This is a genomic window from Flavobacterium sp. 102 (genome assembly GCF_003634615.1).
GTDB lineage: Bacteria > Bacteroidota > Bacteroidia > Flavobacteriales > Flavobacteriaceae > Flavobacterium.
Map to the genome: position 1 here is coordinate 2,757,721 of NZ_RBKX01000001.1, position 22,347 is coordinate 2,780,067.

Consider the following 22,347-nt stretch of genomic DNA (forward strand, 5'->3'; position numbering starts at 1 on the left):
TCTGTGGCCTATTAATTTGCGTGTTCTCTATGCGAAAGAAGTTTAATACTTCTCGCTTTTAGCGTCTTCCTCTTTCTTAACTACCTTGCGCGCCACTTCAATCTTAAACTTCTTCCCTTTCATTTTTTCATCACGAATATTGGAAAGCAAATCTTTAACTTTATTGAACCTCACTGCGGCAAATGAGATAAAGTCTTTCACTTCTATCAAACCTAAATCACCTTTTTCCAATTTCCCTTTTTGGGAAAAGAAACCCACGATGTCAATTTTGTTCAGTTTGTTTTTCTTGCCACCGCTGATGTAAATTGTTTGGAATTCTGGTGGTTTTGGTAAAGTGGTAGCATTGTCGACTCTTAAAATCGGCATTCCATAATCGATATAATCCAACTTTTTTTCGCTTTCATGAATGATTAAATAAGCCGTTCCGGTAGCCAACATACGCGCGGTTCTACCGTTTCTATGGGTAAATTCGTCTTCTTTGGAAGGTAAATGATAATGAATAACGTGTTTCATTTCGGGGATATCTAAACCTCGCGCGGCCAAATCTGTGGTAACTAAATAAGACACACTACCATTTCTGAATTGAATCAATGCGCGTTCTCTTTCATCTTGATCCATTCCGCCGTGATAATAGGTGGCGTAAATTCCTTTTTCGTTTAAAGCATCGCTGATGCGTTCGGCCGCATCACGATGATTACAGAAAATCAAAGCCGACTGCGATTTTAAAGAACAAATCAAATTGAACAAACTGCCAATCTTGTCTTTCTCTTTCGAAACCACCATTTTCATCGAAAGATTAACTTTCTCTTCTTCAGATGGAATAAAATCTAAAACGGTTGGGTGAACTACTTTCGTATACTTAGGAATTTCAATACCAGAAGTGGCTGAAACCAATACGCGTTTGTTCAATTTTGATAACCGACTGATAATAAAAGACATTTGCTCATGAAAACCCAATTGCAATGATTTGTCAAACTCGTCTAAAACCAAAGTCTGAATTCGATCCACTTTAAAAGTGCCTCTGTCAATATGATCGGCAATTCGTCCCGGAGTTCCAATTAAAACCGCGGGTGGATTCGATAAATTTTTGATTTCGGTTTCGATGGAATGACCGCCGTAACACACATTGACTTTATAAGCCGTGCCCATCTTTTTCCAAACTTGCTCAATCTGCAATCCTAATTCACGTGAAGGCACTAAAATCAAGCATTGCACGCCTGCGACTTGCTCGTCTAACAATTCGAAAATTGGCAATAAAAAAGCGAGTGTTTTACCGGAACCTGTTGGCGAAAGCAATAAAACATCGCGGTCGCTTACAATGGTTTCTTGGGCAGCAAGTTGCATTTCATTTAAGCTGTCAATGCCTAAATTCAAAAGTATATTATTGGAATGATGGTGATTTGTCATTCGGCAAAGGTAACAATAAGTGGTCAGTGTTCAGTATTTAGTGATCAGTTAAAAGTACTGACTGATTACTGAATACTATTTCAAAACTTCTTTTATTCAAATAATGTTAAGAACTCAAGGTTTTTAGCAATCAGCAAAAAACTGACCACTGACCACTGAATACTAAACACTACTTCAATAGCTTCTCTTCCTCAAACAACAACTTAATATTCTCATACGAATTCTTCAGTGCTTCTTTGATCTGCTCCGGATTGAGCCAAGCGACTTTTTCGATGCCTTCATTAGCCTGTGGTTTTGGCGTTCCTTCGAAGTTGGTGCGCATTTCGAACCAATGCGTAATTTTTAGTTTGTATTTACCATTACGTTTGAAAACGTGATACGTTTTTTGGAGTTTGTGGCTAATTTTTAAATTAGTGACTCCGGTTTCTTCTTCGACTTCGCGGGTTGCAGTATCTTCAATTTCTTCGCCTTTTTCGATTCCACCCTTGGGCAAATCCCATTTTCCGTTTCTAAAAATGAACAAAACGTCTCCGGCTTTGTTGTAAACCAATCCGCCACCGGCTTTACAAACCGGAATTTTTTCTTTCACTTTTTTGAGTATCGCCTTTTCATCAGGATAATACAAATAAGCTTTCTGAATTTTGTTCTGGAACATTTTGATGATGACTTGCTCAATATCAACACTTTCCAATAAGAACAATTGAAAATCGGTTTCTTTGGCGACTTCGTTGGTTAAAAAAAGTGGTTTATCGTTGACAAAAACTTTATACATTTGTATTATGATTTTTAATAAAGACACAGCCGAAAAAACAGCCGAATTGCTTTTACAAATAAATGCAATTAAATTGAATCCTAAAAATCCTTTTACATGGGCTTCAGGATGGCACTCTCCTATTTACTGCGACAACCGATTAATCCTATCGTTCCCGGCGATAAGAAATTTTGTGCGCGAGGAATTTTCTAAGCATATTGAGAAAGAATTTGGTAAACCCGACGTCATTGCCGGAGTAGCCACCGGAGCCATAGGTATCGGGATGCTCGTAGCCGAATACATGGGATTGCCTTTTGTATACGTTCGCCCGGAACCTAAAAAACACGGTAGACAAAACCAAGTAGAAGGCTTTCTGCAAAGCGGTCAGAACGTAGTTGTTGTGGAAGATTTAATCAGCACAGGAAACAGCAGTTTGTTGGCTGTAGAAGCTTTAAAAGAAGCCGGTGCACACGTAAAAGGTATGGTGGCCATCTTCACTTATGGTTTTGATGTAGCGGTAGAAAATTTCAAAAATGCCAACGTTGAGTTAAATACCTTAGCCGATTACGAACATTTATTACATTTGGCCGTTGCCAAAAATTATATCACTGAAAAAGAATTATCCACTTTACAAGAATGGCGTAAGAATCCGTCGACTTGGAATGTGTAAATTTGATAATAGATAATAGACGTTTAGAAAATAGACTTTTCATTTTTTTCTCTAGGCCTATTATCTCTCATCTTTCAAAATAAAACAAAAAAATATGAATTTAGAGAGCCCAAAAGTTACGGTAGAAAAATCAGCCGAATATTTATTCAACGCTTTATCGGATGTGAAAAACTTCGAGAAACTAATGCCGGAAAACATTGCTAAGTTTGAAGTATTGGGTGACGATATTTTCAATTTTGGTTTAAAAGGCATGCCCGAAATCAAATTGAGATTAAAAGAAGGCGTGCCGCATTCTAAAGTAAATCTTGCCGCAGCCAGCGACAAATTACCATTTACTTTAACGGCCAATCTTGATAGCATTTCGGAAACTTCAACAGGCGTTCAATTGCATTTTGAAGGCGATTTCAATCCCATGATGGCGATGATGATTAAAGGTCCGATTTCAAAGTTTATTGAGACTTTGGCGGAGAATATGCATAAGTTGTAAAAAATTACGAATAACCAAATAATAAAAAAAGCTACTGAAAAGTAGCTTTTTTTTGTGTTCTGTCATTTCGACCAAAGGGAGAAATCACAATTCCTGAGAAAATTATTTAACTGTCGTTAATCTTTTATCCACAACACGTTCCATATAATCTTGTACATTTGATATTAAGAGGAGAATGTCCGGTGGACATTCGGCATTTCTTGTTTGTTATTTAACTGTCGTTAGTCGCTTATCCACGACACGTTCCATGTAGTCCTGAACAAACGCCTTACATCTTAACTCAATCGCATTCATTTCGGCATTGCGCTGTCCAATTAAGTTCTTCGCCATTCCCCTATCGTCTTTATCATAAAAACCAACCGCTTTGGTTCCGTCAAACGTGCAAATATAATTACCGCTCATAAATTGGTACACATTCGCGCCGTATTTTATCACAAACGGTGGAACGGTCTTTTCATTAATCAAACTTCTGCCCCAACTCCTGAAAGGTTTTTGGTAGCCAATCATGTCTAATAAAGTTGGGTAAATATCGATTTGTTGCGCTAAATCATTGTTGACACCAACGTATTTTTTATTCGCCGAATAAAACAAAATCGGAACTGTATTTCGGTTGAATTCCTTTCGGTATTCGTCATAAGCGATGGTATTTCCATGGTCTGCAACCAAAACAAAAATCGTGTTGTTGTACCAAGGTTGTTTTTTCGCTTCGGCAAAGAAACGCTTCAAAGCAAAATCGGTATACCCTATACATTCGTTTATTTTTACTTTTCCTTTCGGGAATTTACCTTCATATTTTTCGGGAACTTTATACGGTTCGTGGGAAGACACCGAGAACATTGTCGCCATAAAAGGCTGTTTCTTCTGCGTTAGTGTCTTATTGAAATACTGGAAAAAAGGTTCGTCCCAAATACCCCAAACACCATCAAAATCGGCGTCATTATTATATTCCGTCTTACCATAATAATGATCGTAACCCAGTATATTTCCGAAACCTAAAAATCCCATAGAACCATTTGGCGCACCGTGAAAAAAGGAAGTGTCGTAACCTTCGCTTTCTAACGTAGAAACCAAAGATTCTATTTTTTGCTTGGGATAAGGAGAAGACGTAAACGCATTTTTAAAAGAAGGAACACCGGCAATGATCGAAGAAACACCGTGAATGGATTTCCAGCCGTTGGCATGTGCATTGGTAAAAATTAAACTGTGTTGCGCCAAAGAATCCACAAATGGTGTATAACCCACATAATCCGGAATTTTAGTGCCTTTGTTGAAAGCACCGCTGTATTCTCGACCAAAACTTTCGAGGATAAAAATCACGATATTCGGTTTGGTTGACGGATTATTTTTGTACTGTTTTATGGGTACTAATAAACTATCTACTTGGGTTTTAGAAACCAAATTGACTTTCTTAAACGTATTGGCATTCCAAGTCCGAATAATCGCAAAAGGCGTATTCAAAACCACATCGGCTTGACCGGCATTTTGTACATAACGATTGGCATCCAATAAGTTAATTGGTCGCGTACTTTTCTTAAAATCGCCTCTGATTCCGCCAATACAAAGTGTTGTAATCAAAAGGAAACTAGCTATAGAAGCACCAAAATATTTGGCCGTTGGTTTTTCGGTGACTTGTTTTATTTTAGTTGTTCTATAGAGTAAAATCCAAATGTAAGCCAAGGCAAAAAACAACAAGAAGACATGCCAATAATTCAATAAGAAGTTAAAGAGTAAAGCCGTTTTGTTGCTCTCATTTTCCAGCGTATCTAACGAAGCTCTTGTACTTCTACTGAAAGTATAACGATAGTAAATAAAGTCAATAAAATTGGCGGAATACATCAATAGATTGGTTACAAAATAAAGATAGAACAATACTTTCTGATACGCTTTTTTGGTATTAATTATCGCCGGAAAAACTGAGGCAATAATAAACAACGCATTGGTATACAAAATCGTAGTGGTATCAAACGCCAAACCGTGGTAACAAAGCTTTAGCAATTCGAAAACACCATCAATTTCAATTAAACTTTGATTGTAAACGTAAAATAGGATTCGGGCAATAAAATAAAAGCCGTAAGCCAGTAATAATCTAATGGCCATTACTTTGTATTCGGCTATTCTAGGGAATTTTTTCATGTTGGAAATAAAAACAAACGATGCAAAACTACAGAATTCGATAGTAGGAGCCGCTATATTTTAAATTATTATTGTGTTTAATTACAATAATCCTTAATTTGCATCAAATTAACAACCAAAATGACTAACATCACACGCCTTTTTGATTTTGCTTACTACCAACTCGAAAAGAACAATATGCCTAATTGCCTCGTAACCAAATACGATGGTCAATGGGTTTCTACTTCTACGCAAGAATATGTCGATAAAGCCAATGCGATTTCCAGAGCTTTGTTGCGATTGAACATTCAAAAAAATGACAAAATAGCCATAATTTCCTCTAGTAATAGAACCGAATGGAACATTATGGATGTTGGTGTTTTACAAATTGGTGCCCAAACCGTTCCGATTTATCCAACAATTTCAGCTGAAGATTATGCTTATATATTAAATCATTCAGAATCAACTTATTGTTTTGTTTCAGATGAAGTGGTATATCAAAAATTAATGTCGGTTAAAGCCGAAATTCCATTGCTTCAAGAAATCTATTCATTCAAAGAAATTGAAGGTTGTAAAAACTGGAAAACGTTATTGGAACTTGGCGAAGACCAAAGTAACCAAGACGTAGTCGAAGACCGAAAAAACAATGTAAAACCGGAAGAATTAGCAACCATCATTTATACTTCCGGAACCACCGGAAAACCAAAAGGTGTAATGTTATCACACAACAATATCGTTTCCAATGTTTTAGACAGTTCGCCTCGAATTCCATTTGAAGAAGGAACTAGTGTAGCGTTGAGTTTTCTACCGATTTGTCACATTTTTGAAAGGGTAATTTTATACATCTATCAATATTATTCAGTTTCCATTTACTTCGCAGAATCGATTGAAAAATTATCTGATAATATTAAAGAAGTAAAACCAACGGTGTTTTCAGTTGTGCCAAGGTTGCTCGAAAAAGTATACGATAAAATTATTGCTAAAGGAGACGATTTAAGTGGTATTAAGAAGAAACTATTCTTTTGGGCGATTGACTTAGGCTTGCGTTACGAACCTTATGGCGCCAATGGTTTTTGGTATGAATTCCAATTAAAAATTGCGCGTAAATTGATTTTCAGCAAATGGCAAGAAGGTTTGGGTGGCAACTTGAACGTTATGGTTTCAGGAAGTGCTGCATTACAACACCGCTTAATCAGAGTCTTTGCTGCGGCAGGAATGCCGGTCATGGAAGGCTACGGTTTGACCGAAACTTCTCCGGTAATTGCCGTTAATGACCAACGAAATGGTGGTTTTAAAGTCGGAACTGTTGGACGTGTCATCAACAATGTAGAAGTCAAAATTGCCGCTGACGGTGAAATCCTTTGCAAAGGACCAAATGTAATGATGGGTTACTATAAAGACCAAAAACTAACGGATGAAGTTATTATTGACGGTTATTTCCACACCGGCGACATTGGCGAAGTCGATGTAAATGGTTTCCTGAAAATTACTGATCGTAAAAAAGAAATGTTCAAAACTTCCGGTGGAAAATACATTGCACCACAATTGATTGAAAATGCCATGAAACAATCTTTATTCATTGAACAAATCATGGTCATAGGTGATGGCGAAAAAATGCCGGCGGCTTTTATACAACCGAGTTTTGATTTTATTAAGGAATGGGCCAAAAGAAAGAATTTGAATGTTGGAACAACAAATTCAGAAATTGCTGCAAATCCTGACGTGGTTGCTCGAATTGAAAAAGAAGTAGAAAAAATCAATGAAAAATTTGGCAATTGGGAAAAGATAAAACGTTTTGAATTAACGCCGGATGTTTGGTCAATTGATGGCGGGCACCTTACGCCTACACTCAAATTAAAGCGTAAAATTGTACTGGAGAAATACAGAAATTTGTATCAAAAAATATACAACTAACTTAACCCAAGGCGAAGCCGAATTGTATGGAGCGCAGCGGAATAAATTCTTTCAACCCTGAAATCGAAGATTCAGGAATACCAAAAAAACAATATTAAAACATGAATAAAATAAAAATATTATTCAGCGTACTGTTAACTGTTTTTTTATTTTCAGGTTGTAAAGAAAGTAAACCCGAGAATACTATAAAGGATAATTACCTCGATTTCTCCAAAAGAGACGACCAAGCTACCGGTGGTATCAAAATGATTCCCATCTCTACTCCTATTGGCAAATTCAATGTTTGGACTAAAAGAGTGGGTAACAATCCAAAAATAAAAGTGCTTTTATTACACGGCGGACCGGGCGGAACACATGAGTTTTTTGAAAGTTTTGACGGCTATTTTCCACAAGAAAGTATTGAATATATTTATTATGACCAATTAGGTTCATACTACAGCGACCAGCCTAACAATAACCAACTTTGGACTACCGAACGCTTTGTGGAAGAAGTAGAACAAGTCCGTAAAGCCTTGAAACTGGACAATACCAACTTCTATTTATTGGGGCAATCTTGGGGCGGAATCTTAGCGATGGAATATGCTTTGAAATATCAAAAAAACTTAAAAGGTCTAATCATTTCTAATATGATGGCAAGCGCTCCGGCCTATAATAAATATGCTGAAGAAGTATTGGGACCAAAATTAGATCCAAAAGTATTTGCCCAAATCAAAGAATTTGAAAAAAACAAAGACTACACCAATCCGAAATACACCGAACTTTTGTTTAAGTATTACTATACGGAACATATCTTAAGAATGCCAATTGACAAATGGCCGGAATCCATCAACAGAGCTTTTAAACATTTGAATCCGAATGTGTATGTTTATATGCAAGGACCAAGTGAGTTTGGCATCACCGGAGACGCCACTTTAAAAGATTGGGACATTACTTCTAAATTGAAAACATTAACCGTTCCGACTTTAGCGATTGGTGCAAAATATGATACTATGGATCCAAAACATATGGAATGGATTTCCAATGAAGTCCAAAACGGACGATTCTTATATTGTCCGAACGGTAGCCATTGCTCGCAATATGACGATCAAAAACATTACTTTCCCGGTGTAATTCAGTTTTTAAAAGACGTTGACAGCGGTCATTTTAAAAAGAAATAAACCCTTAAAAATCAAAACGTTATTAACAATTCAACTTATTAAATAGTTAATAATTAAGCATTTACTAAAACCGTACCTATTCCATATATTGATAATTTTATTGGACTAACCAATAACTATTAATTATGAATACAAAAAACTTTATTGTTGGAGGTATCGTTGGCGGTATCGTTAATTTTCTTTTAGGCTGGGTCATTTATGGCATGTTACTAAAGGACCTTTTTCCCGCTCCCGAAGGAGCAACCGAAAATTTAGCTTTCATCGGATATGGCAGCTTGGCTTTCGGATTTTTGTTGTCTTTTATTTTGGCGCAAGGCGAAAGCGTAACCAAATGTGTTCCCGGAATCAAACTAGCATCGATTGTTGGACTGTTTGTAGCACTGTATTTTAATTTCTTTCAAAATATGTATAGCGCTAGCATGGATGCAAAACAAGTCGCAATTGACACCTTAGCCTCAGTTGTTATAGCAGGTTTTATGGGAGCTTGCATAGCCGTAGTCAATGGAAAAATGAAGTAAGTATTTAATTTTCATAATACAAAAACGCCCGACAGTAATTTATCGGGTGTTTTTTTTATTAAAAAAACTTAAAAGATATAAAATACTGCAATTCAAATAATTAAACTTTATTTCAATCTGTGAATTATGCAATTTAAATATATTTTCATGCAATAGTTATTGTCTATAATTAAACAAAATTTGCAGGTAGAAATTTAACAATGTTTAATTATGAATCTTAAACGAATTTTTGGAGCTATACTCACTTTACTTGGAATCGCCAGTCTTATTTTTGCTGCGCAAACATTTCTTTCTGCCAGCGGAACTGAACGAGATATCAAATCGCTAATTATTTATGGCGTATTGGGGTTGATTTTTTTTGTTTCCGGTATAAGTTTGGTAAAAACTACAAAAGACGAGTCTTAAAGAAAGTTAATACATAATTGGTCTTAGGTAAGTAAATACAAAAAAAACATTTGTCTGATTAATTGAGGCTACCCATTTTAAATAGACTACCTTTAACGTATATTATTTCATGATTACAACATTTTGTGGAATTTTTATTTAACAAATATTTATACGAAAATCATGGAAATCATAGAACTCGAAAAATCGAAATCACACATTATTGTTGAAATCATTCAATACATACCAAATGCAGTAGTGAGTAAAACCATCATCCGAAAAACTACAGGTAACATTACAGCATCTTCATTTGATGCAGGAGAAGAACTTCAGGAAAAAACATCACCGTATGATAATTATATACAAATTATTGACGGTGCTGCAGAAATTACGATAAAAGACCTTATGCACAGACTTACTTTGGGCGAAGGAATCATTATTCCGGCACATGCCCGACATAGTTTTAACGCCAACGAACAATTTAAAATGATCTCAACCATTATTAAAAGCGGTTATGAAGATTAGAGAATAAGTTTTATTTAGCACATAAAGCATCATTTTTATTAAGCATAACCTCAGTTAATGTTCCAGTACACGAAAAGTACTTTAAAAAAATGACCGCTGAAAATGAAGCTATACATCAAATATATGGTCAGTTTGCGTTGCAAAATGTTAGTCAAAGAGGAATTGAAAAATATAGGACTTCACTTTACAACTGTTGAGCTTGGTGTCGTCGAAATCATGGAAGACATCACCAATGAAAAACGCGAAAAATTAAAAGTGGCACTATTAGAATCCGGGCTCGAATTGATGGATGACAAAAAAGCGATGCTTATCGAAAAGATAAAAATTGTCATCACCGAAATGATTCACTACAACGAAGAACTACCCAAAGTAAATTACTCCGAATACATCAGTAAAATAATGGGTTACGATTACACCTATTTGGCTAATATATTCTCCGAAGTAAAAGGAATTACCATAGAACACTATATCATTGCACACAAAATCGAAAAAGTAAAAGAACTGCTGCTCTACGATGAACTCAATCTTACCGAGATATCCTATCGTATGAACTATAGTAGTGTTTCCCATTTATCTACTCAGTTTAAAAAGGTTACCGGATTAACACCAACCTTCTTTAAAAACCTAAAAGACAAAAAACGCACTCCGCTTGACGATGTGTGAATTATGTCATTTATTTCAAACATTATACAATTCATTTTTATTTTAAAAGTACATCTTTGAACAACTGTTTAAACAACGTACTTTGAAACTCTACATTAAATATATGGTCAGCAATCGTTGCAAAATGATGGTGAAAGATGAACTGAAAAAATTAGGGCTTCATTTCATTATCGTTGATTTGGGCGTGGTTGAAATCATGGAAACTATTTCTCCTGAAAAACGAGAACTCTTAAAAGCCAATCTAATAGATTCTGGTTTGGAACTAATGGATGACAAAAGAGCCATCCTTATTGAAAAAGTGAAAAATGTCATTATTGAAATGATTCACCATTCCGAAGAACCAATCAAAGTTACCTTTTCGGAATATTTGAGTGAAAAACTAAATCAAAATTATACCTATCTCGCCAATCTGTTTTCCGAAGTGCAAGGCACAACTATTGAACAATTTATGATTTTGCACAAAGTGGAACGCATCAAGGAATTAATTATCTACGATGAACTCAACATCACCGAAATCGCCTGGAAAATGAATTACAGCAGTGTAGCACATTTATCAACCCAATTCAAAAAAGTAACCGGATTATCACCATCACATTTCAAACTATTAAAAGACAAAAGACGCAACCCGATTGAAGAATTGGGTATTTAATCTTAATATAAAAACACATGAGCCAAATCCAAAAAGCAGAAGATAAAAACAGCAAAGACAACGATTTGTTTTCTGATTTGTTTGAAAATAGCCCAATCAGCATGGTTTTTATTGACAATAAAACTTCTAAATTTCAATATATCAATAAATCATTTCTGAAATGCTTTGGCTATACTAAAAACGAAATTGTGGGCAAAACCTCTACCGAACTAGGCATTATTGATGATGAATTTCGAGCAAAAATGACCTTACAGTTGAAAAATGAGGAAGATATCAATAGCATTGAAATTATTTTGAAAAATAAAAAAGGAGAACCATTTTGGTTTTTAGCATCCAGTCAAGCTATGAAATACGAGGGCAATGATTGCGCTCTTATTTCTTTTATAAATATTACAAAACAAAAGAAAACCACTGCCAAATTAGTCGTTGCTAATAAAGAACTGGTTTTTCAGAACCAAGAAAAAGAAAAACGCGCTGCCGAATTAGTTAAGACGAATAAAGAACTCAACATTCAAAATGAAGAAAAAGAAAAACGCGATTTTGAAAACAAAGAGCTCATAGCCTATAATTACTCCTTAAAATTGGCATCACATTATTCCTTAAGTTTAATAGAAGCGAGTCGAGATCCATTATTTACCATTAGCCCAAAAGGCAAAATTACTGACACCAATCAAGCTTCCGTTCGGGTAACCGGCGTTTCAAAAGAAAAACTGATTGGTTCTAACTTTTTCAATTATTTTACCGAGCCAAAGCAAGCCAAAAAAATATACGAAGAAGTTTTTAAAAAAGGATTCGTAATCGATTATCCTTTAGTAATTACTGATGGAGAATTGGTCCCTGTCTTGTTTAATGGTTCAGTATACAAAGACCAAAACGACAATGTGATTGGAGCCGTAGTCGTAGCTCGTGATATTACCGAACAAAAAAAGGCAGAAAAAGAATTAATCGAAGCCAAAATATTTGCAGAATCAGCTACTATAATAGCCAATGAAGCAGTCAAGTCAAAGCAACAATTCTTATCCAATATGAGCCACGAAATTCGAACACCAATGAATGCAATTATAGGATTTACCAAAGTCGTACTCAAAACAGAATTAACTGCCAAGCAAAAGGAATATCTCACCGCTATAAAAATGAGCGGCGATGCACTCATTGTACTTATCAACGACATCTTAGATTTAGCCAAAGTAGATGCCGGAAAAATGACTTTTGAAAAAACGCCATTCAAACTGAAATTGTCTATCAAAGCGATGCTGCATTTATTTGAAACCAAAATCCAAGAAAAAAACTTAAAATTAGTAACGCACTATGATGCCACTATTCCCGAAGTTTTAGTGGGCGATCCGGTTCGTTTGCACCAAATTATTTTAAATCTGGTAAGCAATGCTGTCAAATTCACTAACGTTGGAAAAATCACCGTCAGCGTCAAATTGGTTTCCGAAACCGATGATGATGTTGCCATACAATTTTCGGTAACCGACACCGGAATTGGTATCAATGATGCTAAAACCGAAACCATATTTGAAAATTTCCAACAAGCTACTAGCGGAACTTCGAGAATATTTGGCGGTACCGGCTTAGGATTGGCAATTGTAAAACAATTGGTTCAAGCCCAAAACGGAACAATTGATGTAGAAAGTATTATTGGGAAAGGCTCTACTTTTAGCTTTGTCCTTTATTTTGACAAGACCAATATTGAAGATGTTTTAGAACCGGAAATTTCAGAAATTGATACCGAAATAAAAGACACCAAAATCTTAGTCGTTGAAGACATGGAGCTCAACCAACTCCTGATGAAAACAGTATTAGATGACTTTGGTTTTGAATGCGAAATTGCCGCTAACGGCAAAATTGCCATTGATAAACTGGAAAAAAATACTTATGATATTATTTTGATGGATCTGCAAATGCCCGAAATGAACGGTTTTGAAGCTACAGAATACATTCGGAAAACATTAAAATTAACTTTGCCAATCATTGCTTTAACTGCCGATGTCACTACAGTCGATGTCGCCAAATGCAAAGCCGTCGGAATGAATGATTACATCTCAAAACCTGTTGACGAACGCTTGTTGTACAGCAAATTAATCAGTTTTATCAAAAAACCGGTAGCCATAATCGAAAACAATACAGTCGGGAATAAACAAACCCAAATTATCAAATACGTCGATTTGAGTTATTTGACCAAACTTACCAAGGCGAACCCGAAATTAATGACCGAAATGATTAATGCATATATCAAACAAACACCACCATTGGTTTCTTTAATGAAACAAAGCTTTAAGGACAAAGATTGGGGATTATTAAAAGCAACCGCTCATAAAATGATTCCGTCTTTTGCCATCATGGGAATCAATCAGGAGTTTACGGAATTGGCCCAAAAAATTCAAGAGTATGCTGAAAAATTAGAACTTTCAATAGAATTGAATGATTTGGTGGAACAGCTTGAAAATGTTTGTAATCAATCGCTTATCGAATTAAAAAATGAATTGCTCAATATAAAAATATAAGTTATGAAAATTGAAAATAAAATCAAACTCTTTCTGGTTGATGATGATGCCGTATTCTTAAAATCAATGGAAATCCAATTCTTGGAGCATGCTGATTTTGAAATAGAAACCTATCCAACAGGCGAGTTGTGCATTGAAAATTTAAATAGAAAACCCGATGTCGTTGTCTTAGACTATCATCTTGACGGTGAGGTAAAAAATGCAATCAACGGGATGCAAACCTTAGATAAAATCAAAGAAATCAATGGCGGAATTCCGGTGATTATGCTTTCCAGTCAAGATAGAATTGATGTGGCAGTAAGTTGTATGCATCACAAAGCATTTGATTATGTTGTAAAAAGCGAAACAGCTTTTGTTCGTTTGCAAAAAGTAATCTCCACGATTTTCAAATACCAAAAAATGGAGAAAGAACTCAGTTGGTATATGGACCGAATGTAAACCATACCCCATTGATAATGTGTGAATTATTAAAAAAAAGCTAACAATAATATAACAAACATACTACTCATTCCTTGCAACTTTGTATTAATAATATGGCTCATTAGCGGTATTATGTCTAATCAATACAGAGGTAATATGGCAGCTACAAGAAACAAAATCGGTATTTGGATGGATCATTCCATTGCTCATTTGATGGAACATTCTAACAATCCATTCGAAATTGAAACCATTGAATCCGATTTTACCCATCAGGAAAAAATCAAGAGCCTATTAAAAGGAACAGACCACTTGTACAACAAAGAGCAACAATTACAATCCAAGTATTACAAAAAACTGATGGCTGTAGTCAAAAAATATAAAGAAGTCGTCCTTTTTGGTCCAACAGATGCTAAGGAAGAACTCTTCAACGCTATTTCATCTGACAATCGTTTTGAAAACATTAATATCCAAGTCAAACAAACGGATAAAATGACTGCACAACAAAAACACAATTTCGTCAAAGAATTTTTTGCGAATAAATAATGGAAACTAAAAGCGAAAGGAAGATGAAGAACAGAGCGACAAATTTTTTAACAAAGGGTTTAAATTATCAAATAAAAGGCATGGTCGACAGCAATAGTTATAACGAAAAAGTGCTCTTGTGTGAAAAATCAATGGAGGAATTAAGAAAAATCTATTGGCACGAAAAAGAACTTTTAATAGTGATTCCGATGTTGATTAGTAATGCAACCACTTTCGAATTAGTCGAAATGTTAACGGTTCATCGCATCTATTTAAGAAAGCATATAAGAGAATTAGAAAAGAATTTTCCTTTTATCAGCAAACTGGAAATTACCAAATAAAAATACAAGAAAAAAAGAACTGCGTTATCATTAAACATTACAAAAATACCATCCTGTGAAACGCAGATTAAGATTGTTTTGGTTGGTTTAATAAATGTGAGACCATTTATTGGGGTCCTGTTGCGCATACTGCGGCAGGGCTTTTTTTGTCCTAAAAATGTGTGAATAACACAAACTATAATAATTTTTGTATAACTCTTTCCCTTACTATCTTCTAGACCTTTGACCTAAATAATTAAACAATTATAATATGAAAAAATTACTACTATTATGTATATGCCTGGCATCTACACTTACCTCAAATTCGCAAACCGAAGACAAAAAATGGAATTTCGGTCTCCATGGCGGAATGATTCAATATCATGGCGATTTGGGCAGAGATTGGTACAAAACAGACAAAACCGCTTACGGGTTTGCGGGTTTGACTGTATCAAGATACTTATGGAAGTATTTGGATTTAAACTTTCTTTATACTCGCGGAACATTAGGCTATGATAGCAGTGTTACCGGTTTTAAAAGTGATTACAGTTCAGCAGCCATGAATTTAAGATTGAATCTAATTGGACCGGAATATGTGATTAGACCTTATGTATTTGGTGGAATTGGTGTCATCCTTTTTGACAGCCAATTGAATTTTCACAAAGAAAAAATCGATACAACTTTTCCTGTAGCTGGTGGTGGAATCAACTTTAAATTATCTCCGGTGCTTACACTTAACCTTCAGGAAACATTTATGTTTACCAATAACGACCGCAGAGACGGAGCTGTTTCGGGTAAAAAAGACGATTTCTTAATGCATATGGCTGGTTTGACTTTCAATTTTGGAGAGAAAAAAGATGCCGATGGTGATGGTGTCTCAGACAGTAATGATAAATGTCCTGACACGCCAGCCGGTGTAGCGGTTGACAAAAAAGGTTGTCCGCTTGATAAAGACGGAGATAGTGTTGCCGATTATTTAGACGCTTGTCCTGACGTAGCCGGAAATGCATTGATGAATGGTTGTCCCGATAGAGACAATGATGGTGTGACTGATTTAAGCGATCGTTGTCCGGATACCAAAGGAACCGTTGCCCTAAAAGGTTGCCCTGATGCTGATGGCGATGGTGTAGCCGATTTAGATGATAAATGTTCGAATTCCCCAGCTGGAAGTAAAGTGGATGCTAATGGTTGTCCAATGGATGATGATAAAGATGGTGTAATGAATGACGTTGACCGTTGTCCAAACGCTTCCGGACCGGTAAGTTTAAAAGGTTGTCCTGATACCGATGGTGATGGCGTAGCTGATATTGATGACCGTTGTCCAAATACAAAAGGGAATATTGAAAACAAAGGTTGTCCAGAAATTGCCAAACAAGATGCTGTTAGAATTACTTATATCGGAAGTAAAATTTTCTTCGAAAATGGTAGTGATAAATTAAAAGTAGCTTCCTTGTCTTTATTAGACGAATTGACAAAAATCTTAAACAAATATGAAGGAGCTACTCTTTTCATAGATGGTCATACCGATAGTAATGGTTCAGAAGAATTCAACCAAGTATTGTCACAAAAACGTACCAATTCAGTTAGAACTTATTTGATCGGAAAAGGTATTGCTGATAGTAGAGTAACTGCCACCGGATATGGTGAAACCAAACCTGTTGCCGACAATAAAACAACTTTAGGTCGCTCAAAAAACAGAAGAGTTGAATTGAGAACCTCGTACTAAATAAAACCTTATTTACCCCAATTAATTAAAGGCTGTCCCAATCGGATAGCCTTTTTTAAATACACCGAATTGAAGTCCAAATTATTGAAAGTGTGAATAATGTAATTTATTGACAGATTTGTGTAACAGCCTTTTACTTAAAAAAAAGGAAATTTATAATTATGAAAAAATCCTTTACTAACCAAACTTGAAAAAGGAATTAACTAATTCTTAAAAACACATTATCATGAAAACAATTTCAAAATTCCAAGTGCTAATATTACTGCTTTCTATGGCTACTGTTGTGCCTTCATTCGCTAACAACAACCCGAATGAAAAAGCACCAATCACCAACACTGTTGATGAAAAAGCGAAAGTAGACGCAATGGTAAATCGAATAAAAGAAATCAGAGATATGGACAAATCTGATCTCTCCAGAGCCGAAAGAAAAGCGCTTCGCAAAGAAGTTAAAGATATTAAAGCCACATTAAAAGCTAGTAATAACGGCGTTTATTTATCACTTGGAGCTATTATCATTATCATATTATTACTGATTTTAATCCTATAACATCCACTATTTTCTACCATGGTAAACATCATCAAAGAAGGCATTGTACTTGAAAAAACCGAATTAGGTTTTGAGATAGAAGGCGTACTCAACCCGGCGATTATCCGTTCGGGAGACTATATTCATATGTTTTACAGAGCCGTAGCCAAAGGGAATTATTCTTCCATCGGCTATTGCAAACTAAAAAACCATATGATAGTCGAAGAGCGTTCAGATGTTCCTGTTTTGTTTCCGCAATGTGAGTATGAAAGCCATGGTGTTGAAGATCCTCGTATCGTTAAAATTGACGAGTTGTTTTATCTAACCTATACCGCCTATGATGGCGTAAATGCATTAGCGGCGCTTGCCACTTCAACCGATTTAATTAGTTGGGAAAAGAAAGGGCTAATTGCGCCGCAAATTGCATTTAAAGAATTTTACCGATTGGCACAAACCAAGGGCAAAATCAATGAAAAATACCATCGCTATAACGAACACGAAAGTATTAAAGAAAAAAAAGGAAAACCGGTATTTATTTGGGACAAAAATGTGATTCCATTCCCAAGAAGAATCAATGGGAAATTACATTTTTTGCACCGTATCAAACCGGACATTCAAATTGTAGTCGTCGATGAATTAGAAGATCTTACTGCCGAGTTTTGGCAAAACTACTTTCTCCAATTTAATGATAATGTGGTTATGACCTCCAAACACAAACATGAAATCAGTTATCTCGGCGGAGGTTGTCCTCCTATTGAAACCGAACAAGGTTGGCTGATTATTTACCACAGTGTTTATGACACGGTTAAAGGCTATGTGTATTGCGCTTGTGCAGCTCTGTTAGACCTGGGCAATCCGCAAAAAGAAATTGCCCGACTGCCCTATCCCTTATTCAAACCTGAACACGACTGGGAACTTAAAGGAGAAGTAAATAATGTATGCTTTCCAACGGGTGCCGTAACTGAGAATGACACTTTATACGTCTATTATGGCGCAGCCGATAAAAGAATTGCTTGTGCTTCTATGAGCTTATCCGAACTATTAAAAGAACTAATTTTAAACAGTATTCCCAATGAAAAATAAAAATCTCAATACCACTACTTTCCCGGGAATCCTATGTGTTACCTCTTATCCGCCACGCGAATGTGGCATTGCTACCTATTCTCAAGATTTGGTTTGTGCCTTAAAAAACAAATTCGGAAAATCATTCGAAATAAATATTTGTGCATTAGAATACAAAAATGAAGAGCTGCTATATCCTAAGGAAGTCAAATACATTTTAGAAACAGACAATGCAACATCTTATACCGAAACTGCCCAACAAATTAATGAAAACGATATGATTCATATGGTTTTGGTACAGCATGAGTTTGGGTTATTCAGAAACCATGAAGACCATTTTCTACAATTCTTAAAACAACTCAACAAACCTGTAATAATTGCTTTTCACACCGTTTTGCCAAAACCAAACGAAAATTTAAAACAATTGGTAAAAAATATAGAAGCAATAGTACAATCAATCATAGTGATGACTAAAACCTCCGCCAAAATTCTTGTAGAGGATTATGGCATAGAAAATACTTCAATAGAAGTTATTCCACACGGAACGCATTTAGTGGAGCATTTAGACAAAGAAACTTTAAAAGAAAAACACCATTTAAGTGGCAGAAAAGTACTGGCTACCTTTGGTTTACTCAGCTCCGGAAAATGCATAGAAACCAGTATTAGTGCCTTACGCCTTATTGTAAAGCGATATCCGGAAGTACTTTTTCTCGTTATTGGAAAAACACATCCCAATGTGGTTAAAGAAGAAGGTGAACGCTACCGCGATAGGTTACAAGAAAAAATTGAAGAAATGCATTTGCAACACAACGTGAAATTCATCAACCAATATTTATCACTTAAAGATTTACTGGAATATTTACAGCTTACCGACATCTATCTTTTCACTTCCAAAGACCGAAATCAAGCCGTTAGCGGCACTTTTGCGTATGCTTTGAGTTGTGGTTGTCCCATCATTTCTACGCCTTTTCCACATGCTAATGAAGTATTGCAAGATGAAACCGGCATCATAGTCGATTTTGAAAACCCAAAACAATTGGCTCGAAATGTTATTAATTTGATAGAAGACAATGAACTGTGCTCTAGAATTTCAGCCAACGGAATCCATAGAATAGCACCAACCGTTTGGGAAAACTCCGCTATTGCGCATGCTTTACTATTTGATAGTGTAACAAAAAACAATCTGGCTTTAACTTATAAAATCCCTGAAATCAATCTCAATCATGTCAAAAAAATGACTACCGATTATGCGATGATTCAGTTTTCTGATATTAACCAACCGGATATAGAATCGGGCTATACTTTAGATGACAATGCTCGAGCTTTAGTGGCCATGTGCCAACATTATGAGATTACAAAAGAAGAATCTGATTTAGAATACATCAACCTCTATTTCAATTTTATTAAAGAATGTCTGCAAGACGAAAATTACTTTTTAAACTATGTAGACAAACATAAAAAATTCACCAAACAAAATAGTGAAACCAATTTGGCTGATTCTAACGGAAGAGCCATTTGGGCTTTAGGCTATTTGATTTCCTTCAGCGATATAATGCCCGAAGAATTGATTGAAGATGCCAGAAACGTGATGAAATTGTCTTTATCTAATGTTTTAAATATTCATTCACCCAGAGCGATGGCGTTTATTATAAAAGGAATATATTATAGTAATAGTAAAAACAACAAAGCCTCTAACTTATTCTTGATTAAACATTTGGCAGATAAGTTGGTACAAATGTACAAGCATGAATCTAAAGAAAAATGGCAATGGTATGAAAGCTATTTAACTTATGGAAACAGCATTTTGTCTGAAGCCATGTTGTGTGCTTATTTAACATTGGGCACAACCATTTACAAAGAAATAGCGATTATTTCGTTTGACTTTTTATTGAATAAAATTTTTACCGAAAACAGTATAAAAGTCATTTCCAATAAAGGTTGGATGAATAACAATGAGGAAACGCGGGAAGAAAAAATCGGTGGTGAACAACCTATTGATGTGGCTTACACCATTATGGCATTAAGCAAATTCTACGATGCCTTCCACGATGAAGACTATTTGCAAAAAATGAGAATTGCTTTCAATTGGTTTTTAGGTAAAAACCATTTAAACCAAATCATTTATAATCCTTGTACCGGCGGTTGTTATGACGGCTTGGAAGAAGATTACATCAACCTCAACCAAGGAGCTGAATCTACCGTGAGTTATTTGATGGCCAGATTAACCATTGAAAAGTATTTTGGCGCTCAAAATAAAAGGCAAACAACTGCTAAAGTATCCCAAAACAGATTACCAAAAACCAATAGACCATCTCAATATGTTTCACTTTAAAATTCAACCCAATGACCTTTCTTAAAAAGCAAAAACCGGCACCCAGAAAGCCTGCTGCAAACAAAAATTCAACCATTACGGATACCAGTAATAAATCGCCTTACTCCAAGCAAAACATCAAAAAAAAATTCAACGAGTTTGGTGACAACGATTCATTATAATGTCTAACTAAACCAGATTTAAATTTATGATTAAAAGTCTCAAAAATACATTTGAAGATACCGGTAACATTACTTTGTTTACCCTAAGGTTTTTTAAAGAATTGTTTAAACCACCGTTTCAAATCAATGAATTTATCCGACAATGTTATGTTGTGGGCTATAAATCATTGCCCCTAGTCACCATCACTGGGTTTATCATGGGCTTAGTTCTCACTATACAATCGCGTCCGACAATGGCAAAGTTTGGCGCCGAGTCCTGGTTGCCCAGTATGGTTTCGCTATCGCTGATTAGAGAAATTGCGCCGGTAATTACCGCCTTAATCTGTGCCGGAAAAATTGCTTCGGGCATTGGTGCCGAATTAGGTTCGATGAAAGTAACCGAACAAATAGATGCCATGGAAGTTTCGGCTATTAATCCCTATAAATATTTAGTGGTTACCCGAATTTTAGCTACTACCTTAATGATTCCCATATTGGTAATTTTTGCCGATTTTGTTGGAATCTTTGGCGGTTATATTGGCTATAACGTCCACGGAAACATGAGTATGTACCGCTACTTCGGAGGCGTTTTTGAACATTTAGAATTCTTAGATGTAGTGCCGGCAACGATTAAAACTTTCTTCTTCGGTTTCTTTATCGGATTAATTGGTTGTTATAAAGGGTTTAATGCTTCGAGCGGAACAGCCAGTGTTGGTGTCGCAGCCAATTCGGCGGTAGTAACAGCATCTCTTTCTATTTTCATTATTGATATGTTGGCCGTACAAATAACCGATTTATTCTTTTAAATATGGAAAGCAACGCAGCAGTTATAGAAATCAATGATTTACACAAAGCCTTTGGTGAAAACGAAGTGCTCAAAGGCGTTAATATTACCGTAAACAAAAGTGAAGACGTAGTAATATTAGGTCGTTCGGGTACAGGAAAATCAGTAACCATTAAATGTGTGGTCGGATTAGAAAAAGCGGACCAAGGCGCAATAAAAGTCTTTGGTACCGATATTACCACACTAAACGGCAACGAATTGAATCAAATCAGAACTCGTATAGGTTTTATGTTTCAGAATGGTGCTTTATACGACTCGATGTCAGTCAAACAAAACCTAACGTTTACGTTAAAGCATCACGAAAAATCCATCTCCAAAGAAGAAATTGAAACCCGAATATCTGAAGCATTGGACAATGTGGGTTTACTGGAAGCGATTGACAAAATGCCTTCGGAACTTTCCGGCGGTATGCGCAAACGCATTGGGATGGCGCGAACTTTAATCATCAAACCGGAAATCATTTTGTATGACGAACCTACTTCGGGATTGGATACTATCACCGCAAGGGAAATCAGTGAATTGATGGTTTCTGTTCAAAAGAAATACAAAACAACCTCCATCATCATTACTCATGATATGGCTTGCGCCAAATTAACCGGTAATCGGATTATGATTCTCAATGAAGGTGTCGTTCATGCAGAGGGCACTTATGCAGCATTAGAAAAAAGCAAAGACGAATGGGTAAGATCATTTTTTATATAATTTAAA

At 35.7% G+C, this 22,347-nt stretch carries 23 protein-coding genes; 20 read left to right on the top strand and 3 right to left on the bottom strand.

The annotated features are described in order from the left end of the window. Nucleotides 1-42: 42 nt before the first annotated feature. Nucleotides 43-1,407, bottom strand: a complete 1,365-nt coding sequence (locus tag C8C84_RS11905) for a DEAD/DEAH box helicase (protein ID WP_121313857.1) — start codon at nt 1,405-1,407, stop codon at nt 43-45. Between the two features lie 169 nt (nt 1,408-1,576). Further along, nucleotides 1,577-2,179: an NUDIX hydrolase gene (locus C8C84_RS11910; RefSeq protein ID WP_121313858.1), complete on the bottom strand. Its 603-nt coding sequence runs from the start codon at nt 2,177-2,179 to the stop codon at nt 1,577-1,579. A 7-nt stretch (nt 2,180-2,186) separates the two neighbouring features. Between C8C84_RS11910 and pyrE the strand changes: the two genes are divergently transcribed. Then, complete coding sequence (gene pyrE, locus C8C84_RS11915; protein WP_121313859.1) at nt 2,187-2,828, top strand: orotate phosphoribosyltransferase; 642 nt, start codon at nt 2,187-2,189, stop codon at nt 2,826-2,828. A gap of 94 nt (nt 2,829-2,922) precedes the next feature. Then, a complete protein-coding gene (locus C8C84_RS11920; RefSeq protein ID WP_121313860.1) occupies nt 2,923-3,315 on the top strand; it encodes an SRPBCC family protein in 393 nt (130 codons plus the stop codon). A 207-nt stretch (nt 3,316-3,522) separates the two neighbouring features. Here C8C84_RS11920 and C8C84_RS11925 read toward each other — a convergent pair whose 3' ends face one another. Next, the gene (locus C8C84_RS11925) at nt 3,523-5,448 is read right to left on the bottom strand and encodes an LTA synthase family protein (RefSeq protein WP_121313861.1); all 1,926 of its coding nucleotides are present in this window, start codon (nt 5,446-5,448) and stop codon (nt 3,523-3,525) included. Nucleotides 5,449-5,568: 120 nt separating this feature from the next. Between C8C84_RS11925 and C8C84_RS11930 the strand changes: the two genes are divergently transcribed. The 18 genes from C8C84_RS11930 to C8C84_RS12010 all read left to right on the top strand — a co-directional run bounded on the left by C8C84_RS11930 (nt 5,569) and on the right by C8C84_RS12010 (nt 22,341). Then, nucleotides 5,569-7,341 (top strand): long-chain fatty acid--CoA ligase, encoded by a 1,773-nt coding sequence (locus C8C84_RS11930; RefSeq protein ID WP_121313862.1) that lies wholly within the window; start codon nt 5,569-5,571, stop codon nt 7,339-7,341. A 101-nt stretch (nt 7,342-7,442) separates the two neighbouring features. Then, complete coding sequence (locus C8C84_RS11935) at nt 7,443-8,498, top strand: proline iminopeptidase-family hydrolase (protein ID WP_121313863.1); 1,056 nt, start codon at nt 7,443-7,445, stop codon at nt 8,496-8,498. 125 nt (nt 8,499-8,623) lie between these two features. Then, a complete protein-coding gene (locus C8C84_RS11940) occupies nt 8,624-9,016 on the top strand; it encodes a hypothetical protein (RefSeq protein ID WP_121313864.1) in 393 nt (130 codons plus the stop codon). A 210-nt stretch (nt 9,017-9,226) separates the two neighbouring features. After that, entirely contained in the window at nt 9,227-9,421 is a 195-nt protein-coding gene (locus C8C84_RS11945) for a hypothetical protein (protein WP_121313865.1), read from the top strand. 162 nt (nt 9,422-9,583) lie between these two features. After that, nucleotides 9,584-9,925, top strand: coding sequence for a cupin domain-containing protein (locus C8C84_RS11950; protein WP_121313866.1), 342 nt, complete (start codon nt 9,584-9,586; stop codon nt 9,923-9,925). Between the two features lie 102 nt (nt 9,926-10,027). Then, nucleotides 10,028-10,588, top strand: coding sequence for an AraC family transcriptional regulator (locus C8C84_RS11955; RefSeq protein WP_121313867.1), 561 nt, complete (start codon nt 10,028-10,030; stop codon nt 10,586-10,588). 103 nt (nt 10,589-10,691) lie between these two features. Further along, nucleotides 10,692-11,237, top strand: a complete 546-nt coding sequence (locus C8C84_RS11960) for an AraC family transcriptional regulator (RefSeq protein ID WP_199717214.1) — start codon at nt 10,692-10,694, stop codon at nt 11,235-11,237. A 17-nt stretch (nt 11,238-11,254) separates the two neighbouring features. Then, on the top strand, nt 11,255-13,747 hold the full coding sequence (locus tag C8C84_RS11965) for a PAS domain S-box protein (RefSeq protein ID WP_121313869.1): 2,493 nt from the start codon (nt 11,255-11,257) through the stop codon (nt 13,745-13,747). Between the two features lie 3 nt (nt 13,748-13,750). Beyond that, entirely contained in the window at nt 13,751-14,185 is a 435-nt protein-coding gene (locus C8C84_RS11970; RefSeq protein ID WP_121313870.1) for a response regulator, read from the top strand. 114 nt (nt 14,186-14,299) lie between these two features. Continuing rightward, nucleotides 14,300-14,710: a hypothetical protein gene (locus C8C84_RS11975; protein WP_233549790.1), complete on the top strand. Its 411-nt coding sequence runs from the start codon at nt 14,300-14,302 to the stop codon at nt 14,708-14,710. Continuing rightward, the gene (locus C8C84_RS11980; protein WP_121313871.1) at nt 14,710-15,030 is read left to right on the top strand and encodes a hypothetical protein; all 321 of its coding nucleotides are present in this window, start codon (nt 14,710-14,712) and stop codon (nt 15,028-15,030) included. The genes C8C84_RS11975 and C8C84_RS11980 overlap by 1 nt, the downstream gene beginning before the upstream one ends. A gap of 250 nt (nt 15,031-15,280) precedes the next feature. Next, complete coding sequence (locus C8C84_RS17280; RefSeq protein ID WP_121313872.1) at nt 15,281-16,735, top strand: OmpA family protein; 1,455 nt, start codon at nt 15,281-15,283, stop codon at nt 16,733-16,735. Between the two features lie 226 nt (nt 16,736-16,961). After that, a complete protein-coding gene (locus C8C84_RS11990) occupies nt 16,962-17,282 on the top strand; it encodes a hypothetical protein (protein ID WP_121313873.1) in 321 nt (106 codons plus the stop codon). A gap of 18 nt (nt 17,283-17,300) precedes the next feature. Further along, nucleotides 17,301-18,344 (top strand): pesticidal protein Cry7Aa, encoded by a 1,044-nt coding sequence (locus C8C84_RS11995; protein ID WP_121313874.1) that lies wholly within the window; start codon nt 17,301-17,303, stop codon nt 18,342-18,344. Then, nucleotides 18,334-20,655, top strand: coding sequence for a glycosyltransferase (locus C8C84_RS12000; protein ID WP_121313875.1), 2,322 nt, complete (start codon nt 18,334-18,336; stop codon nt 20,653-20,655). Before C8C84_RS11995 ends, C8C84_RS12000 begins: the two co-directional genes overlap by 11 nt. A gap of 11 nt (nt 20,656-20,666) precedes the next feature. Continuing rightward, nucleotides 20,667-20,816 carry a hypothetical protein gene (locus tag C8C84_RS17050; RefSeq protein WP_158592569.1) on the top strand — a complete coding sequence of 50 codons (150 nt, stop codon included), beginning with the start codon at nt 20,667-20,669 and terminating at the stop codon, nt 20,814-20,816. Between the two features lie 26 nt (nt 20,817-20,842). Continuing rightward, entirely contained in the window at nt 20,843-21,601 is a 759-nt protein-coding gene (locus C8C84_RS12005; protein WP_121313876.1) for an ABC transporter permease, read from the top strand. A 2-nt stretch (nt 21,602-21,603) separates the two neighbouring features. Then, nucleotides 21,604-22,341, top strand: coding sequence for an ABC transporter ATP-binding protein (locus tag C8C84_RS12010; protein WP_121313877.1), 738 nt, complete (start codon nt 21,604-21,606; stop codon nt 22,339-22,341). The last annotated feature ends 6 nt before the right edge of the window (nt 22,342-22,347 follow it).

What these genes read in the sequence shown, in the direction of transcription:
- C8C84_RS12005 (WP_121313876.1), top strand. Translation starts at nt 20,843, where the DNA reads ATGATTAAAAGTCTCAAAAATACATTTGAAGATACCGGTAACATTACT.
- C8C84_RS11935 (WP_121313863.1), top strand. Translation starts at nt 7,443, where the DNA reads ATGAATAAAATAAAAATATTATTCAGCGTACTGTTAACTGTTTTTTTA.
- C8C84_RS11980 (WP_121313871.1), top strand. Translation starts at nt 14,710, where the DNA reads ATGGAAACTAAAAGCGAAAGGAAGATGAAGAACAGAGCGACAAATTTT.
- pyrE (WP_121313859.1), top strand. Translation starts at nt 2,187, where the DNA reads ATGATTTTTAATAAAGACACAGCCGAAAAAACAGCCGAATTGCTTTTA.
- C8C84_RS11995 (WP_121313874.1), top strand. Translation starts at nt 17,301, where the DNA reads ATGGTAAACATCATCAAAGAAGGCATTGTACTTGAAAAAACCGAATTA.
- C8C84_RS11945 (WP_121313865.1), top strand. Translation starts at nt 9,227, where the DNA reads ATGAATCTTAAACGAATTTTTGGAGCTATACTCACTTTACTTGGAATC.
- C8C84_RS11955 (WP_121313867.1), top strand. Translation starts at nt 10,028, where the DNA reads ATGAAGCTATACATCAAATATATGGTCAGTTTGCGTTGCAAAATGTTA.
- C8C84_RS11950 (WP_121313866.1), top strand. Translation starts at nt 9,584, where the DNA reads ATGGAAATCATAGAACTCGAAAAATCGAAATCACACATTATTGTTGAA.
- C8C84_RS12010 (WP_121313877.1), top strand. Translation starts at nt 21,604, where the DNA reads ATGGAAAGCAACGCAGCAGTTATAGAAATCAATGATTTACACAAAGCC.
- C8C84_RS17050 (WP_158592569.1), top strand. Translation starts at nt 20,667, where the DNA reads ATGACCTTTCTTAAAAAGCAAAAACCGGCACCCAGAAAGCCTGCTGCA.
- C8C84_RS11990 (WP_121313873.1), top strand. Translation starts at nt 16,962, where the DNA reads ATGAAAACAATTTCAAAATTCCAAGTGCTAATATTACTGCTTTCTATG.
- C8C84_RS11960 (WP_199717214.1), top strand. Translation starts at nt 10,692, where the DNA reads ATGGTCAGCAATCGTTGCAAAATGATGGTGAAAGATGAACTGAAAAAA.
- C8C84_RS11905 (WP_121313857.1), bottom strand. Translation starts at nt 1,407, where the DNA reads ATGACAAATCACCATCATTCCAATAATATACTTTTGAATTTAGGCATT.
- C8C84_RS11925 (WP_121313861.1), bottom strand. Translation starts at nt 5,448, where the DNA reads ATGAAAAAATTCCCTAGAATAGCCGAATACAAAGTAATGGCCATTAGA.
- C8C84_RS11910 (WP_121313858.1), bottom strand. Translation starts at nt 2,179, where the DNA reads ATGTATAAAGTTTTTGTCAACGATAAACCACTTTTTTTAACCAACGAA.
- C8C84_RS11965 (WP_121313869.1), top strand. Translation starts at nt 11,255, where the DNA reads ATGAGCCAAATCCAAAAAGCAGAAGATAAAAACAGCAAAGACAACGAT.
- C8C84_RS11920 (WP_121313860.1), top strand. Translation starts at nt 2,923, where the DNA reads ATGAATTTAGAGAGCCCAAAAGTTACGGTAGAAAAATCAGCCGAATAT.
- C8C84_RS11975 (WP_233549790.1), top strand. Translation starts at nt 14,300, where the DNA reads ATGTCTAATCAATACAGAGGTAATATGGCAGCTACAAGAAACAAAATC.
- C8C84_RS11930 (WP_121313862.1), top strand. Translation starts at nt 5,569, where the DNA reads ATGACTAACATCACACGCCTTTTTGATTTTGCTTACTACCAACTCGAA.
- C8C84_RS11970 (WP_121313870.1), top strand. Translation starts at nt 13,751, where the DNA reads ATGAAAATTGAAAATAAAATCAAACTCTTTCTGGTTGATGATGATGCC.
- C8C84_RS11940 (WP_121313864.1), top strand. Translation starts at nt 8,624, where the DNA reads ATGAATACAAAAAACTTTATTGTTGGAGGTATCGTTGGCGGTATCGTT.
- C8C84_RS12000 (WP_121313875.1), top strand. Translation starts at nt 18,334, where the DNA reads ATGAAAAATAAAAATCTCAATACCACTACTTTCCCGGGAATCCTATGT.
- C8C84_RS17280 (WP_121313872.1), top strand. Translation starts at nt 15,281, where the DNA reads ATGAAAAAATTACTACTATTATGTATATGCCTGGCATCTACACTTACC.